Origin of the sequence: Salicibibacter cibarius, assembly GCF_016495725.1 — a bacterium.
Taxonomy (GTDB): domain Bacteria; phylum Bacillota; class Bacilli; order Bacillales; family Marinococcaceae; genus Salicibibacter; species Salicibibacter cibarius.
Genome location: NZ_CP054705.1, coordinates 3,740,243 through 3,758,440, shown reverse-complemented (window position 1 = coordinate 3,758,440; position 18,198 = coordinate 3,740,243). Strand labels below are relative to the sequence as shown.

16 protein-coding genes and 1 pseudogene are annotated in these 18,198 nt (G+C 41.1%); 13 read left to right on the top strand and 4 right to left on the bottom strand.

The window, feature by feature from the left end; all coding sequences use genetic code 11:
• Positions 1-80 precede the first annotated feature (80 nt).
• Entirely contained in the window at positions 81-1,409 is a 1,329-nt protein-coding gene (ltrA, locus tag HUG15_RS18930; RefSeq protein WP_200124756.1) for a group II intron reverse transcriptase/maturase, read from the bottom strand.
• 472 nt (positions 1,410-1,881) lie between these two features.
• Here ltrA and HUG15_RS18925 point away from each other — a divergent pair, with 472 nt between their 5' ends.
• From HUG15_RS18925 to ytkD, 6 genes are all read left to right on the top strand, one after another.
• Positions 1,882-2,172: a DNA-binding protein gene (locus HUG15_RS18925; RefSeq protein WP_200124754.1), complete on the top strand. Its 291-nt coding sequence runs from the start codon at positions 1,882-1,884 to the stop codon at positions 2,170-2,172.
• 387 nt (positions 2,173-2,559) lie between these two features.
• Positions 2,560-3,372: a nuclease-related domain-containing protein gene (locus tag HUG15_RS18920; RefSeq protein ID WP_200124752.1), complete on the top strand. Its 813-nt coding sequence runs from the start codon at positions 2,560-2,562 to the stop codon at positions 3,370-3,372.
• Positions 3,373-3,887: 515 nt separating this feature from the next.
• Complete coding sequence (locus HUG15_RS18915; RefSeq protein WP_200124750.1) at positions 3,888-5,063, top strand: MalY/PatB family protein; 1,176 nt, start codon at positions 3,888-3,890, stop codon at positions 5,061-5,063.
• A gap of 163 nt (positions 5,064-5,226) precedes the next feature.
• The gene (locus tag HUG15_RS18910) at positions 5,227-5,400 is read left to right on the top strand and encodes a hypothetical protein (protein WP_200124748.1); all 174 of its coding nucleotides are present in this window, start codon (positions 5,227-5,229) and stop codon (positions 5,398-5,400) included.
• 15 nt (positions 5,401-5,415) lie between these two features.
• Positions 5,416-5,916: a YwpF family protein gene (locus HUG15_RS18905; RefSeq protein WP_200124746.1), complete on the top strand. Its 501-nt coding sequence runs from the start codon at positions 5,416-5,418 to the stop codon at positions 5,914-5,916.
• 35 nt (positions 5,917-5,951) lie between these two features.
• A complete protein-coding gene (ytkD, locus tag HUG15_RS18900) occupies positions 5,952-6,422 on the top strand; it encodes an RNA deprotection pyrophosphohydrolase (protein WP_200129054.1) in 471 nt (156 codons plus the stop codon).
• 266 nt (positions 6,423-6,688) lie between these two features.
• Here the strand turns inward: ytkD and HUG15_RS18895 are convergent, their stop codons facing one another.
• From HUG15_RS18895 to HUG15_RS18885, 3 genes are all read right to left on the bottom strand, one after another.
• Positions 6,689-7,492, bottom strand: coding sequence for an ABC transporter permease (locus tag HUG15_RS18895; RefSeq protein ID WP_246516407.1), 804 nt, complete (start codon positions 7,490-7,492; stop codon positions 6,689-6,691).
• Positions 7,473-8,249, bottom strand: coding sequence for an ABC transporter ATP-binding protein (locus HUG15_RS18890; RefSeq protein WP_200124744.1), 777 nt, complete (start codon positions 8,247-8,249; stop codon positions 7,473-7,475). Before HUG15_RS18890 ends, HUG15_RS18895 begins: the two co-directional genes overlap by 20 nt.
• Before the next feature lie 69 nt (positions 8,250-8,318).
• Complete coding sequence (locus HUG15_RS18885; RefSeq protein WP_246516406.1) at positions 8,319-9,317, bottom strand: ABC transporter substrate-binding protein; 999 nt, start codon at positions 9,315-9,317, stop codon at positions 8,319-8,321.
• 361 nt (positions 9,318-9,678) lie between these two features.
• Here HUG15_RS18885 and HUG15_RS18880 point away from each other — a divergent pair, with 361 nt between their 5' ends.
• The 7 genes and pseudogenes from HUG15_RS18880 (at position 9,679) to HUG15_RS18850 (ending at position 18,191) form a co-directional block, all read left to right on the top strand.
• Positions 9,679-10,443 (top strand): IclR family transcriptional regulator, encoded by a 765-nt coding sequence (locus HUG15_RS18880; RefSeq protein ID WP_200124740.1) that lies wholly within the window; start codon positions 9,679-9,681, stop codon positions 10,441-10,443.
• Between the two features lie 94 nt (positions 10,444-10,537).
• Entirely contained in the window at positions 10,538-11,749 is a 1,212-nt protein-coding gene (locus tag HUG15_RS18875) for a CaiB/BaiF CoA transferase family protein (RefSeq protein ID WP_200124738.1), read from the top strand.
• Between the two features lie 18 nt (positions 11,750-11,767).
• Positions 11,768-12,559, top strand: a complete 792-nt coding sequence (locus HUG15_RS18870; RefSeq protein ID WP_200124736.1) for an enoyl-CoA hydratase/isomerase family protein — start codon at positions 11,768-11,770, stop codon at positions 12,557-12,559.
• Positions 12,560-12,613: 54 nt separating this feature from the next.
• On the top strand, positions 12,614-13,378 hold the full coding sequence (locus tag HUG15_RS18865; protein ID WP_200124734.1) for an enoyl-CoA hydratase/isomerase family protein: 765 nt from the start codon (positions 12,614-12,616) through the stop codon (positions 13,376-13,378).
• A 93-nt stretch (positions 13,379-13,471) separates the two neighbouring features.
• Complete coding sequence (locus HUG15_RS18860; protein ID WP_200124732.1) at positions 13,472-14,428, top strand: TAXI family TRAP transporter solute-binding subunit; 957 nt, start codon at positions 13,472-13,474, stop codon at positions 14,426-14,428.
• Positions 14,429-14,866: 438 nt separating this feature from the next.
• Positions 14,867-16,248: pseudogene (locus HUG15_RS18855) on the top strand (IS4 family transposase).
• 41 nt (positions 16,249-16,289) lie between these two features.
• On the top strand, positions 16,290-18,191 hold the full coding sequence (locus HUG15_RS18850) for a TRAP transporter permease (RefSeq protein ID WP_200124730.1): 1,902 nt from the start codon (positions 16,290-16,292) through the stop codon (positions 18,189-18,191).
• Positions 18,192-18,198: the final 7 nt, after the last annotated feature.

The window sequence follows — 18,198 nt, the reverse complement described above, 5'->3', positions numbered from 1 at the left end:
TTGAGTATGGATTGTGCTCCTCCCCCCTCCACAGATCCGTGCGGGCGCAATTAACGCACACGGCTCCTCACCAACATCTTTCACAGAATATAGCTAATATGGTTTCTTAGTTCATAGATGTTTACCTTAGCCCTTGGGTTCGGTAAGGGAAACTTCATAAGAAATAACCGAAACTTCTCCCAACCGAACGACTTACGTTGGCTTCTCCGGTTCATCCATTTGAAAAATTGTTGGATGACCGCATTCTGAAACTTCACCACAGTGGTTACGTTGTCTGTGATGCAATAGTAGTTGTAATAACCCTGTAGAGAGCGGCTTAGTTTACGGACTATGTCCTTCATATCCAGGTGACGATTAGCTTTCAGCCATTCGTTATTTCGCTTTAACTTGGAGGCCATTTTCTTTTTACTTGTTTTGCGTTTCACACGAAATTTGCCTTCCTTGCTCTTGCTGCAGTAATGTGTGAAGCCCAGAAAATCAAATGTTGGTGGATTTCCTTTCCCAGCCCTTTTATGATTTTCCTCAGCGAACCTCCCAAAAGAAATAATTTTCGTCTTATCCTCCGCCACTTCGAGGTTAAATTTGTTCAACCTTAGCTTAAGGGCATCATAGAATGCATACGCATCCTCCTGATACTGAAAGCAACAGACAAAGTCATCTGCGTACCGCACAAGATAGGCCTGCCCTTTGATTCTTTTCTTCACATGTCTTTCAAACCAAAGGTCCAGAACATAGTGCAGGTAGACATTCGCTAGTATCGGCGATATCAGGTTTCCCTGAGGCGTTCCGCTCTCAGTCTTATAGTGTTTCGCCTGCTCCATGTACCCGCCCTTGAGAAACCGAGCAATGATTCGGAGAAAGCTCGGGTCTACAATACGCTCTCTCAGGAAAGCCATCATCCACTTGTGGTCAACATGATCAAAGAAACCTTTTATGTCCACATCAACGATGTAACTCACAGGTCTTTTCTCTATATACACATTTAATACCTTCAATGCATCGTGGCAGTTGCGTTGGGGACGAAAACCAAATGAACAGTCCAGAAAATCATTCTCATAGATGGCGTTCAAAATGGGCGCCATTCCTTTCTGAACAATTTTGTCTTCATGTTCAGGAATGCCCAGTGGTCTTTTCTTTCCCTTCTCATCCTTTGGAATATAGACCCGCTTAGCTGGGCTGGGACAATAACTCTTCTGTTTCATTCTAAGCACTAAATCTTCGATATTCTCCTCAAGATTTTGCTCATACGTCATCTTGGTTGTTCCCTTTACCCCAGGTGCTTTACGATTAGGAAGTTGGTGATGACATTGCATGAGGTATTCACTGTTCAGCAAGTGTGCAAGAGATGTGAATGTCATATCTGAGTTGTTCTTAGCTAATTCCGTTATCCTAGCAAGTTTTGTTTCCATTCCGTGTTCCTACCTCCGTGTGTAGGGAATGTGCCCCTTGTTAAGGTGATGTCGGTGTGACGCTTGCCTTCCCTCTTTCGGCATTACCCGATGTCATTGGTACTATGCGGTCATCCGACTTCCTGCCGTCATCTGGTTTCCTCGCTTTGTATCGCTTGTTCAACCATACTCTCTTCTATTGAAGAAAGAACAAACAGGATCTCCCGAGTTCTCGTGTCATCATTGTATCGCATGCCTGGCTCTCCGACCCCGGAGGAGCTCCATATATCTCACCGATCACGATATACGGCGTGTTGTTTTCCAGTCTTCCGACACCGTCAACCTCCCCGTTTTAACTTTTTACGAGGCTCAATCACTTTCAGGCCTACGACCTAACTGTCTACGCTTAACCCAATTGATTACTCCATTGCGTCCAAGACTCGCTATTGGTGGCTTGGTTAGAGCCTTACCAAACAGGATTTCCACCTGTTAAATGACACGACCTATGCTCGGTCGCTCCGGAAGCCAAGTTTTTCTAATAGGTGACGGATTAAAAAACTTTAAAAATCCCAATGGCCATGATTATAATTTTGATGATATGTCTAATGCAACACTACCTGAATTGATAAAAGAAAAACAGGTTCACCATTATATCGGTTTATCAAAAGAAGATGCAAAGTCTCTCATTCAGGAATACCCTGATATACCGCATATTATTATAAATGAACAAGTCTATTACCCGAGTTCAAAATTACGTGAATGGATACAAAATATAGGAGAATGAACGTCTTTCGCTATGCTAATGGAATGCAAATGGTGCTGATGCAAGGAAAATTTACTTTTTAACTCTAAGTAATCCCTCAAAGAGAGATCATCCGCCCTGAGAGGAACAAGAAAGGCGAAGTAATCCCTCAGACGGAGGTTGAGCTGCTCCGAGAGGAACAACAGAAGCACAGTAATCCCTCAAAAGGTGCGTGCGCCTTTCCGAAAGGTACAACAAACGCTAGCATTTCTTGAAAAGAGTTCCCTGCGGAGCTCTTTTTTATGCTATACTTACAAAAATGAAAGGAAGTGGGCAATGAAAATAGTTAAAGAGCGAGAGCCGACCCCTGAATTAAAAGTTTTGCGATTATTGAATCCGCGAATGAATCTTCCGGACCATCAACATTACATGAATCTTGAAAAAGGTTATGCCGGCGAGCTGAAACTGGACGTTTGGCTGGAAGGCTTAACGAACGATTGTCTTGTCGTTAATGACTTGTTGCTTAAGCACAAGGGAAAGCTTTTTCAAATTGATTCGTTGGCTATTTTTCAGAGTATCATCTATCTCTTTGACTCCAAATATCATAAAGGTGACTTTTATCTTGACGGTAATAAATGGAACACAATAGCCGCTGATGAAATTACCAGCCCTTTACCCCAGCTGGAACGTTGCGAATCCCTCTCGCGCCAATTGCTTAGACAACGTTTAAACACGAATCTATCGATTGACCCTTTCCTTGTTTTTACCCATCCTGAATTTACGCTGTATCACGCCTCCCCGGAGTTACCAGCGATTTTCCCCACCCAACTGAATTCATTTATGAAAAAAATGAACAACATGCACTCGAAACTTAACCGGGGTCATGAAAAGCTTGCAGAGCAGCTAGTTGCATTGCATTTAAACGACTCACCAAATACCGAGTGGCCGGCGTATGATTTTGGGCAATTGAAAAAAGGGGTGGTTTGTAGCGAATGTTCATCCTTTATGATAGAAAAGGGGCGAATATGGATATGTGCTGCATGTGGCCAAACGGAAAATTCTCAAGCCGCAATCCTCCGAAGTATCAAGGAATTCAAGATTCTTTTTCCAAAGAAAAAAATCACCAGCAATACAATCATTGAATGGTGTGCGGTGGAAGGTGACCGGAAAAAAGTTTATCGAACGCTTACTAATTACTTCAAAAAAGTCGGAAGTAGATCAGCGTCATATTATATTGATTGATTTCCTGATGGGGAGAAGAAACACGATGTAATCCCTCAGGCGGAGATCGAACTACTTTGAGAGGGACAAGAGAGGCATAGTAATCCCTCAGGGAGAAGCCAAGCTGGATTGAGAGGAACAAAAGACGCGAAGTAATCCCTCAGACGTAAGTCGAACTGCTCCGAGAGGAACAAGGGACGCGTCATCTTGCTCAAACAGAGAACGTGAGTTTTAAAATGGGCGAGGAAGCAATGCGGCATGATATTCATGCTTCCTGTTTTAAAAGCACTTGCTCTTAGCGTTTCATGTCCAAAAGAAACAATAAAAAATAACCCCTCATATGCTTTAGCCGGCGTTAAGGGGTTATCTTAACTCTGTGGCGCCACCCTTCTTATCGGGGTTCGCTCTATTGGGACCGTGGACATTATTATGCAAAGCAAACAGAAAAACGAGGAGTGCTTCTGACTTTCAACGTGCCCGGTCTTATCGTACAATGAGAGAAGATGTCATGTGTAGGATAAGAAGGAGGAGACCCAATGAATTTCGATGAGATTATTGAACGCAGAAATACAAACTCCATGAAATGGGATCAATTAGAGGCGAAGTATCAAGATGGCGAGCTGTGGCCGATGTGGGTGGCCGATATGGACTTTCGCGCACCGGAGCCGGTTTTGAAAGCATTGGACGATGTGACAAGGCATGGTGTGTTTGGTTATCACCATCCGCCTCATTCGTTGCGGCAAGCCATTCAAGACTGGACGTCACGACGGTTTGGCTGGGAGATTAAACCGGAAGCGATGACCTTTACCCCGGGCGTCGTTCCGGCGATCCATCATTTAATTAATGCGTACACGGATGAAGGCGATGGCATCATCATCCAAACGCCGGTGTATCATCCCTTTTTTGCATTGCTGAGAAGCAATCGTCGCACGCTCCAGGAAAATCGGCTCCTTGAAAAGGACGATGGCAAGTACGAGATTGATTTTGACGATCTGGAAGCGCACATGAAAAACGGTGCGAAAATGATCATTCTTTGCAATCCCCATAATCCCGTCGGACGCGTTTGGTCCGAATCAGAGCTGGCGAGAATCGCGGAATTGTGTGCGCGTTATGACGTCACGGTTATTTCTGATGAAATTCATGCCGATTTGATTTTACAAGGCAAACATACGCCATTCGCCAAGCTCGAGGCAGCGAAAGACTTGCAGGTTGCGACTTGCATGGCTCCGAGCAAAACATTTAATCTCGCGTCTTTGCAGCTGTCATACGTGATTTTCAATAGCGAAGAAATGCAGAAGAAACTTGAACAACAAATGCAACGAAATTTCATGGGGATCGGAAATCCATATTCATCAGCGGCTGCCGAAGCGGCATATCGACACGGGGAACCATGGTTGGAGGAGCTACTGAGCTATGTTCAGGGCAATATTGATTACGTGAGCGAACGATTGCAAAACGAAATGCCAAGCATTGGTTTTGTGAAGCCGGAAGCGACTTATTTGCTATGGCTTGATTTTCGAAAGCTGGAATTAACGCAGGACGACCTACAGAAATGGCTTAGAAAAGAAGGCAAAATCGCGTTGAATGACGGCCATATGTTCGGGAAAGCCGGCAGCGGATTTGCCAGAATGAATGTGGCAACTCCTCGCGAACATGTCGTTGAAGGGATGAATCGATTAAAGACAGCATATGATAAAAAAATAAACAATTAGATCCTTGCATTTTTAATTTTTTTAACTGAAATCCCATATTTTTTTAAAAGAAATAGAGGAATTTAAGCATTTGTATCGAAATGTGTGAATAGGCTAGTATAAAGAGAGACAAGCTACGCATCGTTTAGGCGACAGCTCCACATTGGCAAAGGAGAATTGTCTTATGATGGCAGAAAAGTTTAGTGAAGAATTAGTAGAAGAATTTCAAGCGTCTTTACATCGCCCGCTTACAGATGAGGAGATTATGTTTCTTTACTGGGTTGGCGAAGAAAACACCAGGAGAGTAATGGCGAATGCTGCCGAAAACAGTATTGCAAAGACGGAAACTTTTGCTTGAAAAATGGAGGCGCTTATGAAAACATTTCGTCTGCGTGGATTACATTTGCTATTGGAAAAAGATAATGAAAAACCGGAAGAAGAACAGGTTGAATTACAAGAAGGACTTGTCATTAACCGTGAGGAAGACGGCTGGTGGTTGGTTGAAGCAGTAGTGGCAGAATCGGGGATTGCTACCTTTCAACAATTATCAGAGGAAGGCCGTGAAGTGGTAATGGAGATTCTTATTTCACACACGCAAAATGATCCGGCAACGATAGTCGGCCGTGTGCGCTCCATTCGGCCGCTGACAGACCGCTATTCGATTTTAATCGACGGGAAAATGGCAGTGAAAAAAGAAGAGGTCTTCAATTATATTCTAGAGACGTTGATTGAAGACGGCTATTCGGGAGAAGAGCTCCTTACAGAGTTTAAAAAACGCAAACAAGATCGGGGAAGCTGGTCTCGGCATTTGGCCGGGTCGTTATATAAACAATATCGTACACAGGGGTATTCGCCCCTTAGTCACGCTGAATAAAGTGCCGGAAATGAAAGCAGAGGCTATAAATCATGATACACACATTCGCAGATTATTATGGAAATGAGGTCAGCCTCTCTTTTCGCCGTGAACCTTTTTCAGAGCAACCATGGCATGTGTTGGTGCTTTGCAGATACAAAAATAAGTGGCTGCTTACCAAGCATCCGCGACGCGGATTGGAATTCCCGGGTGGGAAAGTGGAAAAAGGAGAAGTGGCGGAAGGCGCCGCCATTCGGGAGGTGTGGGAAGAAACAGGTGCCCGCATCAATCGTCTTCACTATCTTGGCCAATATGAAGTACGTGGACGCTCAGACACGATCGTGAAAAATGTATATTTTGCCGACATTGCGTACTTACAAGTAAAAAAAGGGTATATGGAAACGAAAGGCCCTTCGTTGCTGGAAAGCCTTCCGGAAAAATTGGAAAATAACAGGGATTTCAGTTTCATCATGAAAGATAACGTATGGAAACTGGCAAAAGAATACGTAGAAAATCATTTTTTATAAGTCGGCGGTTTTTCAGTTTTTGTGAAAGCAACGGCCATTTTGCGGTTGTTGTAGCATAAATTCAATAAGTCATGTATAATATTGTATATAGAGAGGGGACCTTCATCCTCTCAAAGAATATTGCGGTTCTCTTAATCCGAGAACCATTTTGTAGCACGTAGGGCGAGTTTTCTGGGGACTCGCCTTATTTTTATAATTGACAATAAATTATAAATTTAATTCAAATAAAATAAGAAAAAAACATCCATAACGTGTAATGGATGTTTTTAATTTCGGTTTCTCATCAGAAATTTTTCCAGCATTGCCACGAGCTGATACATGATAGTGGCGAGGATTGCAACGAGCACAAGGCTCAACATGACCATGTCAAAATTAAATACTTGGAAGCCGTAAATGATCATATACCCAAGGCCTTCATTGGACACAAGGTATTCCCCGACAATCACCCCGACCCACGCGAGACCGACGTTTACTTTTAAGGCCGATACCATTGCCGGGTAGGAAGCGGGTACAATGACATGCCGAAATCGTTGCAGTTTGCTGGCGCCAAACGTATCAATGACTTTAACCAGATTTTCATCCGTTTCTTTAAACGCGCCGTAGATGACAAGGGTCGTAACGATAATGGAGATAAGAACGCCCATTGCAATTACGGATGTCATGTTTGCCCCGAAAATAACGATAAGCATCGGTCCGAGGGCAACTTTGGGTGTCGCGTTTAAAACGACAATGTACGGATCCAACACACGCGACATAAAAGGAGACCACCATAGAAAGGCTGCAATCAATATCCCGCCTAACGTTCCGATCAAAAAGCCGAGGATCGTTTCCAGTATAGTAATGCCGATGTGTACATACAGCGTGTTATTTGCCAACATGTTGACCAGGAGGTCCCATACACTGCCGGGTGAACTGAAGATCAAGGGATCGATCCATTGCAATCGGCTCGCCACTTCCCACAAAGAGAAGAACGCGACTAATATTAAGATCTGACTGACGTGAACGTATATTTTCTCCCGTTTTATCCGTGAACGAAACTGTGCATGTTGTTCATTCAACTTCGGACTCAAGATTTTCCAACTCCTTCCAAATCAATTGGAACCAATCTTGGAACGTTGGATGTTGACGTGCAGCAAGCGGTGATAAAATTTTAAGTTCCTCCGGCATCATAAATGTTTTTTTAATGGTAGCAGGTCGATTCGTCAGGAGAATAATCCGATCGGACATCGCGATTGCCTCACTAATATCATGAGTTACGAGCAATGCCGTTTTTCTTTTTTCCTTTAATGTTTCGTGAATCAAGTCTTCCAATTTCAGTTTCGTTTGAAAATCCAGTGCCGAAAAAGGTTCATCCAAGAGCAGTAGGGAGGGCTTGGCGGCAAGTGTCCGAACGAGCGCAACCCGTTGCTTCATTCCCCCGGAAAGGGCGGCGGGCATATCATGTTCCCGGTCCGCCAGCCCCATTTGATCGAGCAAATCCCGTGTATAAGCCTGATTTTGTTTATTTTTCATTTTCGTAATCGTTAAAGCAATGTCGATGTTTTGGCCGATCGTTAGCCAAGGAAAAAGATAATCCTGCTGCAACATATAGCCAACATTGGTATTTATATTCGTTATCGGAGCACCCTGGAGAAGAATTTCCCCTTCCGATTGTTCCATCAGCCCCGCGATCATGGATAGAATGGTTGTTTTTCCGCAACCACTCGGGCCAATGATGGAGACAAACTCCCCTGTATCCACTTCCAAACTGACGTTGCGTATCGCTTCAAGGACATTTTCCCGAGAAAAAAAATGCTTTTCCACATCCCTCAATGCCAAAAGCGCCATAGATCATCTCGCCTCCTTCTGGCTAGCGCGCGAGTTGCTAGAGACAGGAAGATTATCCGGAACCTCCCTTTATTCTAATGCCCGGTCAGCAATGTCGGTGTCAACGAGATCTTCATAGTCAATGCGCTCAGGCAATTCCCCGGACTCTTCCATAATGTCTTGGAGGTGGTCCCATCCTTCTTCATCAATATAAGGGTCTTTTGCAAAGGAATTTTGTTCGTCATAGCGTTCAACGACGTTGGCAATGACATCTTCCGATGTTTCATCAAAGTAAGGGGCAATGGATGCGGCGACCGTCTCTGACGATTCATTTTCCACGAACTGTTGGGCTTCATAGATGGCGCGGTTAAAGCGAACGAGCACATCTTCATCTTCTTCGACCATGCTTTCCTTCGTAATAAAAGAGGTGTACGGAAGCGTGCCTGATTCTTCACCGAAAGAAGCGACGACATGCCCAATTCCCTCTTCTTCGAATTCAGTGGCATTTGGTTCGAATAATTGCACGAAGTCTCCACTTCCGGATGCAAATGCACCGGCGATATTTTCAAAGTCGACACTTTGGTCCAGTTCTACGTCTTTGTGAGGGTCAATCCCGTTTTGGCGGAGGGCATATTCACCGGCCATTTGCGGCATGCCACCTGCGCGTTGCCCCAAGTATGACGCTCCTTCAAGATCATCCCAAGAAAAGTCCGGCATCGGCTCTCGGGAAACAAGGAACGTGCCATCTGTTTGCGTGAGCGCCCCAAAGTTGACAACCGGGTCACTTGGGTTTTGCGCGTGTACGTATATGGATGTTTCCGAACCGACAAGCGCCACATCTGCACTATCCGATAAGAGTGCGGTCATGGTCGTATCGCCGCCCCAAGTCGTTGTAAGATCAATGTCAATGTTTTCATCGGCAAAAAAGCCTTCTTCAATGGCTACATAAAGCGGGGCATAGAAAATGGAACGGGTCACTTCGGCTACTTCCACCGTGTCGTCATCGCCATCATCGCCGTTGGCACAAGCGGTTAACATTAAAGGCACGGCAAGCACCGGAGCCAATCCCCGACGGATCCATTTATTCATAATAATCATCTTCCCTCCTTGCATCGATACCGCATCTTATGCGCCCTTTGGATGTTCGGTGATGCCCAGAAAGGATTTTTGAGTTTTGGAAAATTAGGTCGGGGATGATTGAATTTGTGCATCCCTCCACTCGGTTAACAACATCCTCATGCAGGGATATGCACGAAGATTGTGATCAAAATTGCATAAAGCATGGAATGCAAGAAAATATGATAATTATCTGTGGATGAAGACAAAAAGACAAAAATTACAAGAATTCATGAATGAATGTTGACAGATAAATCAACCGATGATAATATCCTATTATAGGAATCTAAAACCTATAATTGTTTTAGTTCGTGGAGAGGGTTGGTGATACTAATTGGCAGATACATCTACATCACAGACTTTACGACGAGGTTTAAAAGTTTTAGATCTTTTTCAAGGAGATGAGGCTAGGTATAGGGCTAGGGAGTTAGCTGAAATATTGGAAATGTCACCTACAGTAACGTTAAGACTGCTTAATACATTGGTTGAAGGTGGTTATTTAGCGAAAGATGAGAAAACAGGAGAATATAGTTTAGGATTAAGTGCGTATGTCCTTGGCTTATACGCAAACCCTCAACCTAAACTGGCCCGCACGGCTATGCCATTTCTTAAAGAAATAGCTTCGGAAACAGGAGAAACTGTAAGCCTTAATTTTTTTGATATTGTGAAATTAGAGGGTGTATGTATTGCATCTATTGAAAGTGAGCAAGTATTAAAAACTTCTGCCCCTATAGGTGTGAGTAAACCAGTTTTCCTTGGCGCCTCAAGAAAGGTTTTATTAGCTTTTTTAAGTCCATTGCAACAGGAACAAATATTTAAAAAAGCCAAGAATGAAGGATTTGAAAAAATTGACATATTGAAAGATGAATTAGAGGTTATTAAAAAATTAGGTTTTTCCAATACAGAGGGAGAAGTAAACGTTGGCACCTTAAATGTTGCTGTACCTGTTATATCTCAAAGTGGAACTTTACTAGCAAGTATTGCAATCTCATGCCCAACGTTTCGTAAAACTGATACTACAGTAGAATATTTTTCAAGGCTAGCTAAAAATGCGGCAGATCAAATAGTACGTATAATAGATAATCCTAATGCATTATAGACAAGAAATTTTTAGAGTTGGATTCATGTTTATACTATATTAAAAAATGTAATGAATAATATAGATATTGTTAGTATTGAAAGGGGTTTCAAATATGCATAAAGCTCTAGAAGGAATAACGGTGCTCGATCTAGGACAAATATATAACGGTCCATATTGTTCACTGATGTTAGCTTATCAAGGAGCAAAAGTAATAAAGATAGAACCAATTCAAGGTGAGAATTTACGTGTGAGAAGAAAAGGAGATAGCCATGAGCTACTTATGCTCAACTCCAATAAGTTAGGTGCTTCTATTGACCTGAAGTCTAATGAGGGAAAACAGGTATTTTTAGATTTAGTAAAGCAAGCTGATGTAGTTGTGGAGAACTTTTCTTTAGGAGCTATGGAACGATTGGGATTGGATTATGAAAAATTAAAACAGATCAATCCAAGAATAATATATGCTTCTGGGAAAGGGTACGGGTTAGAAGGTCCATATGCCCACAGGCCGGCAATGGATTTAACCATGCAAGCTATGAGTGGAATTATGTCTACAACGGGTTTTCCGGATACTCCTCCTGTGAAAGCAGGACCTGCAGTTAGTGACTTTTTAGGAGGTATCCACTTATTTGGAGGTGTTGTAACGGCACTTTATCAAAGACAACAAACTGGAAAAGGACAGTTAGTCGAGGTTTCAATGCACGATGCAGTATACCCAACATTAGCTTCGGCTCTAGGAGCATATTACAGTCAAGGAGGGGATACTCCAGAGAGAACCGGAAATCAACATAGTGGAAAGGCGTCAGCACCGTTTAATGTATACCCTACAGCTGATGGTTATGTAGCTATTACTTGTGTGACAGATAAACAATGGAAAAATCTATTAATACTAATGAATAGAGAAGATTTATTGGAAGATGATCGTTTTAGAATGAATGTTAATCGCGCAGCCCATACAGATATAGTAGACAACATTGTTGAAAATTGGACCTCAAAACAATATAAATCTGAAATTGAACAAAGACTAGTAGATTATAAAATACCTCATGCTCCTGTCCAAACAATAGCTGAAGTCGCCGATGATCCCCATTTAAAGTACAGGAATATGATACGAGAAGTATATCACCCTAAAGAAGGACAAATAAAAATACCAGGATCTCCAATTCGTTTATCAGATTCACCTCTTGAAGACATATCAGCAGCTCCTATTATGGGAGAGCATACTGAAGAAGTTCTTGAAAATATGTTAGGTCTTAGCAAAGATGATTTGTCGCAACTTATAGATAAAAATGTAATTCATACAAATAAAACTAAATCGAATATATGAATATTTGTGTAAAGGAGAATGAAAGAGTTGAGTTCAACTATTGTGCAAGATTTTAAGAACCATGTTCAAATTATCAAGTTAAATAGACCTGAAAAAAAGAATGCATTCAATGGCGAAATGATTGAAGCATGGGTAAATGCCTTATTAGAAGCAAAAAACAATGATGATGTTCACGTTATAGTCATTACGGGAGAGGGAAGTGCTTTTTGTGCCGGTGGTGATGTAGAAGGAATGTCAAATCATCAAAGCCCATTAGATAATAAAAATAAGCTATGGAGAAATATTCATCGGGTACCAATGGCTTTAAGGGATATTGACAAACCTGTAATTGCTGCAATTAACGGTCCCGCTGTTGGAGCAGGTTTAGATATGGCGTTAATGTGTGATATGCGTACAATTGTGGATTCTACCAAAGTTAGCGAAGGATATGTGAAGGTGGGTCTTGTGCCCGGAGATGGGGGAGCATTTTTTTTACCAAAAATAATTGGAGAGGCTAAAGCCTATGAAATGTTATGGACCGGAAAGGCTATTGATTCTGATCAAGCATTAAATATAGGACTTGTAAATTATTCCTACAAACAAGAGGAGTTTATGGATAAAACTTTAGAATTAGCAGAACAAATAGCTTCTGGACCTCAGGTTGCTATTCGTATGACTAAAAGAGCTGTTAAATACTCTAGAAATATGGATCTAGAACAATCTCTTGATCTTATATCTTCACATTATGCAATTATTAAAGAAACTCATGACCATAAAGAAGGAGTATCAGCATTTACTGAAAAAAGAAAACCTAAATTTTTAGGGAAATAGATCAATTCGGAGTAACAGAATCGAAAATATTAAATTTTAAGATTGAGGGATAAAATGAGTGTTATTGAGTACAAAAAAAAAGGTGAAATATCATTCATGTATTTAAATCGTCCGGAAAAAAGGAATGCCATTAATACTGAAATGGCAGATTTGATACTACACTATTTATCAGAGTTTAAGGAAGATGATCAAGCGAGGGTGTTAATTATAACTGGGGCTGGCGATAAAGCTTTTTGTAGCGGTAGGGATCTGAAAGAATCAAGTGAAAATAGTGATGCAGTCACAAAAAAACCATTAAGAGGGAGGCTTTTTAACGCAATTATTCAAACTTATAAACCTGTAATTTCTGCCATTAACGGTTCTGCTGTTGGAGCTGGTTGTGAAATAACTCTTGCTAGTGATATTAGATTAGCTTCTGCTGATATTAAAATAGGAATGCCGGAGGCAAAAAGAGGCATGGGGGCATCATTTGGTGCCACGATTTTACCTAAATTAATATCACCGGGTGAGGCTGCTAAAATTTTATACACTGGTGAATTACTATCAAGCTCAGAAGCATATCAAGTTGGAATAGTGAGTGAAGTTCTTGAGGACAACGAAAAACTTTTAGACCGTGCAACTACTATAGCAGAAAGAATTTGCGAATGTGCTCCTCTATCTGTCCAACGAATTAAAGAAACCATATGGAAAACAATGGATGTTCCCTTATTTCAAGCTTTAGAATTAGATATCGGACCAAATGTATACGAAAGCGAGGATCGAATAGAGGGTGCACAAGCTTTTCTTGAAAAAAGAAAACCCCAATGGAAAGGAATGTGAGTCTATTTAAGGTATCTAGAGATTTAGACTTTACGCATAGCAGCAACAATAATGTGGGTCGCATATTAAATTAGTATGAAAGGCGGAAAAAAAATGAAAAGAATTTCACTAGTATTTAACTTCATTTTCTTATCTGTTCTCTTAATAGCCTGTGGAGAAGATTCGGCATCTAGCGATGATGGAAATTATGTAGTTACGACTGGAGGGACATCAGGAACTTTATATTCCGTGGGAGCAGCATTTTCACAAACTGTAAATGGCAGTGAATCTTCTCTAAATTTAACTAATCAGGCCTCTGGTGGAGCAGTAGAAAATGTTCGTTTGATGGATAGTGGTGATGCCCAATTTTCATTATTTGGAGGGGATATGGCACAAGATGCCATTGATGGTATGAATGATTTCGAAGGGGAATCTCACGAAGATATGTTAAAAGGAGTCTTCAGTATATATGACCAACCCCTAAACATGGTAACTTTGGAAGGGTCAGGAATAGAATCTTTTTCTGATTTAGAAGGTCAAACTGTAGCAGTTGGATCTCCAGGAAGTGGTAATGAAGTAAGAACCAGGCAGGTAATAGAGAGTTTAGGCCTTACTTATGATGATATAAACGCAGAATTCTTATCTATTGAAGAAGGTGTCGAGGGTATAAGAGATGGACAAGTAGATGCATCTATTGTTTGGACAGGTCTTCCGACTCCAGGGATTATGGATTTAGCCTCCTTAGATGATATTCACATGATACCATTAACTTCTGAGGAAGTTGACGATGTTGTTAGTGATTTTCCAGCTTTGTACGAGCACACTATACCAGGAGGAACGTATGATGGTGTTGAAGAAGATGTTCAAACAGTTTCTGTAAATGTTCAATTTTATACCGCCGCAGATACTCCTGATGAAGATGTCTACTCATTTATGGAAATTATATTTGATAATACGGAAGAATTGGAAAACTCAGTTTCCACCCTTGAAGAATTATCGTTAGAAACAGCAGATGAAGATGTAATTGATCTTCATCCTGGAGCAGAAAGGTTTTTTGAAGAAAATCAATAAACGTATTAGCAGTTAAAGGCATCCCTTCGATATCATGCTCTCTCGCAAACAACTTAAAATCAATAATCTAGCGTGAAGATACGATTAGGGGATCTCTGTAATAACTCAGTTGTCCCCAAGTCCTGGATTTTAAAATAGTAGATATAGATGTATTAAAATAGGTAGTACAAGATCTCGCAAATTAGAAGCTATGTTTATAAAAACACTTGAATTTATAGTATCTCACGCTAGTATTAAACGATTTCCCGGAAAAATATTATGACTGTAATATTTAACTCAACTTTCGCACCTAGATAATGATCACGAAACCTACGGTTGCTTGGTCTAGGAAGCATCAGGTTCGGTCCTTGACATGAGAAACAATCATAAAAAAACACCTCGACGTTTGGTATAGTGTCATTGACAGAAAACACAACCAAAAAGAAGAGGTGCGTCTCTATGATACCGAAAAATAGCACGAATCATCAACTTCCAAATGAACTACGATCAACGTTTCAAGAGTTAAACATGCTCAAACACTTGCGAAACGCCGGTATTACGAAGTCATTCGGCTTTTCTTGCGGCTACCTTTTTCAGTTGGCCTTCTGCTTGATTTTTGAACATAAAAACTGGTTTCAATTTCTTGAAAGCAAGAAATCGGATGAATCTCCGGGTAAGGACACGGTTTATCGGTTTTTGAATGAATCCACCTTTGCATGGCGTCGCTTTCTTCTCTTCCTGAGTGCCCACACGATTGGAAAAGTGACAAAGCTAACCCGTCACGATCGGCCAAAAGTGTTTGTGCTGGACGATTCCTCCTACGATCGTAACCGAAGTAAAAAGGTGGAATTATTAGCTCGTTGTTTTGATCATGCGTCCCAAAAGATGCGCTATTACAAAGGGTTTCGAATGCTCACGTTAGGATGGACAGATGGAGCAACCTTTCTGCCTGTCGACTTCTCGTTGCTCAGTTCTAAACAATCGTGTATCAACGGCATTTCTGATCACATTGATAAACGGACTTCTGGTTATAAAAGACGACGGGAAGCCCTTCAATCTGCTCCGGAACAAATGCCGAGCATGCTTCAAAGAGCAACGAAAGCAGGGATTGATGCCTCTTACGTATTGATGGATAGTTGGTTTACGCAGCCGCCATTGATCCAAGCCAAACAGGGCCTCGACGTCATCGGCATGGTCAAGAAAATGAACCAGCGTTATATCGTGGACGGCAAGCAGGTTGATTTAGAACAACTCTACCGCCTCGCTGCCCCAAGAACCGGGAAAAAGGCGTTGCTTCGCTCCATTCATACAACGATGGCTAACGGCGTTCCTGTCAAAGTTGTTTTTGTTCGCAATCGAAATAAAAAGAGTGACTGGTTGGCAATTCTGAGCACGGATTGTACATTAAGCGATCAGGAGATCATCCGTATTTATGGTATGCGGTGGGCCATAATCCAAACGTTTGGATAAGGGACATTGAGGTGTTTTTCAAAACGAGCAAGTCCCTTTTAAAGTTGCAAAAAGAATTTCAAGGCCGCTCATATGATTCCCTGATCAGTCATACGACTATTGTCTTTGCCCGGTATATCGTACTGGCATGGCAAAACCGATGTAGCACCGACCAACGAACGCTTGGCGGTATGTTTTATGACGTCTGTGATGAAGTGAGTGAACTCGATTGGGCTGTAGCTCTCCAGCAGCTTATCGAGCTTCTTGAAGATGTCTTCAACAACAGCAACAAGCAAATGAAAACATTCATCAAACGTCAACTCCAACATTGGATTGCAGGTCTACCCAATTATATCAAGGTGTACATGCCTTATTTGGGCTGCGAAATTTGAGTATTTAACATTAAAAATTATTAAATTTCCGAGGTGATACAATGGAACAGGAGCAAAAAATATCTACTGCAACTAAGTATATAGTAGGTATAACTTTTATTGTTTGTATATCTTTATCTTTATTTCATCTTTTTACAGCTGGATTTGGTGTCCTAACAGCTATGCTCCAAAGGAATGTGCATTTAACGCTCATTCTTATACTTGTATTTCTAATATATCCAATTTCGCGCTCGTCTAAATTGCGTTGGATAGATTTCCTGGCAATTATTGTAACTATTGGATCTGGCATATATATATTTCAGACGTATGATACTCTCTTTTCAAGAGTGGGGAACCCTGATCCACTGGACTTTTTTTTCGGGATATCGATGATCATTTTGGTATTAGAAGGTACTAGAAGGGTAGCAGGTAAAATTTTGCCTCTTATAGGTTTGTTATTTCTAGTATACGCTTATTTTGGTGATATATTTCCAGGAGTTTTCCAAACTTCTAGCATGTCGTTAGACAGAATAATATCTTTAATGTATATATCAACAGAAGGGATATGGGGGTCAACTACGGGAATAGCCGCAACGTTTATCGCTCTTTTTGTTATTTTTGGGGCTTTTCTAAATTCCACCGGTGCAGGGAAAACATTCATTGATTTGGCTTTTATAGCAGGTGGTCGTTTTCGAGGAGGACCTGCAAAAGTTTCGGTTGTTTCGAGTGCCTTAATGGGAAGCGTATCTGGTAGTGCCGTAGCTAATGTTTCCTCTACAGGTCAACTTACGATTCCGAATATGAAAAAAGTTGGGTATAAACCTAAACAAGCAGCATCAATTGAGGCTGTTTCTTCTGCAGGTGGGAGCATTATGCCTCCTGTTATGGGTGCAGGAGCATTTGTAATGGCTGAACTAACAGGGATTCCTTATGCAGAAATTATTGTGGCTGCATTAATACCAGCTATTTTGTATTACATTAGTATATTTATAATGGTGGATCTTGAAGCAGGAAAGCAAAATATGGGAGGGTTGCCCAAGGATAAATTACCTGTTTTTAAGGAAGTTTTTTGGAAGGGCATACATTTGTATGCTGGGATCGGAACTTTAATATACTTATTAGTGTTTCTTAATTATTCTCCAATGTTTGCTGCATTTTGGTCGATAGTAACTATAGTAGCAACATATGTTATTTTTTATTTTAGAAAAATAAACTGGAAATTTTTAATAGATGCGTTGAATACAGGCGCAAGGGGAATGCTTCTCGTGTCTATGGCATGTGCAACTGCAGGAATTGTAGTCGGCATCATTAACTTGACAGGGGTTGCTGTAACACTTACTAGTTTTTTGAACAATTTAGGTCAGACCAGTATATTTTTAACACTTATAGTTTCTATGGTAGCTTGTATCATTATAGGTATGGGCCTACCATCAACCGCAGCATATATTATATTAGGAACTCTAACCGCCCCTGCGCTGGTAAATTTAGGGATAGAAGTGTTATATGCACATTTATTTGTTTATTACTTCGCAAGTCTTGCTCCAATAACCCCTCCTGTTGCACTCGCTTCTTACGCTGGGGCTGGAATAGCAGGATCAGATCCTTTAAAAACTTCTTTCACATCAGCAAAAATGGGGATTGTTGCATTCATTATCCCATTCATGTTTGTCTATGGACCTGAGCTTCTGATGGAAGAAGGTACAATTTTGATGATTGTATTGTCTACGTTTACGGCTATATGTGGCGTGTTTTTATTTGGAATTTCTGTTATTGGGTGGTTTAAGAGAGAATTGTATGTTTATGAAAGAGTAATGGCTTTTTCTTCCGCCTTGTTACTTGTTTACAGTGATTTTATGACAGACGTTATTGGATTTACAATTGCAATATTATTAATGGCTAAGATATTATTTGAGAACAAGGAAAAGAATAAAGACAAAAATACGAATATGCAGTATGAATCATAAAGAGGTG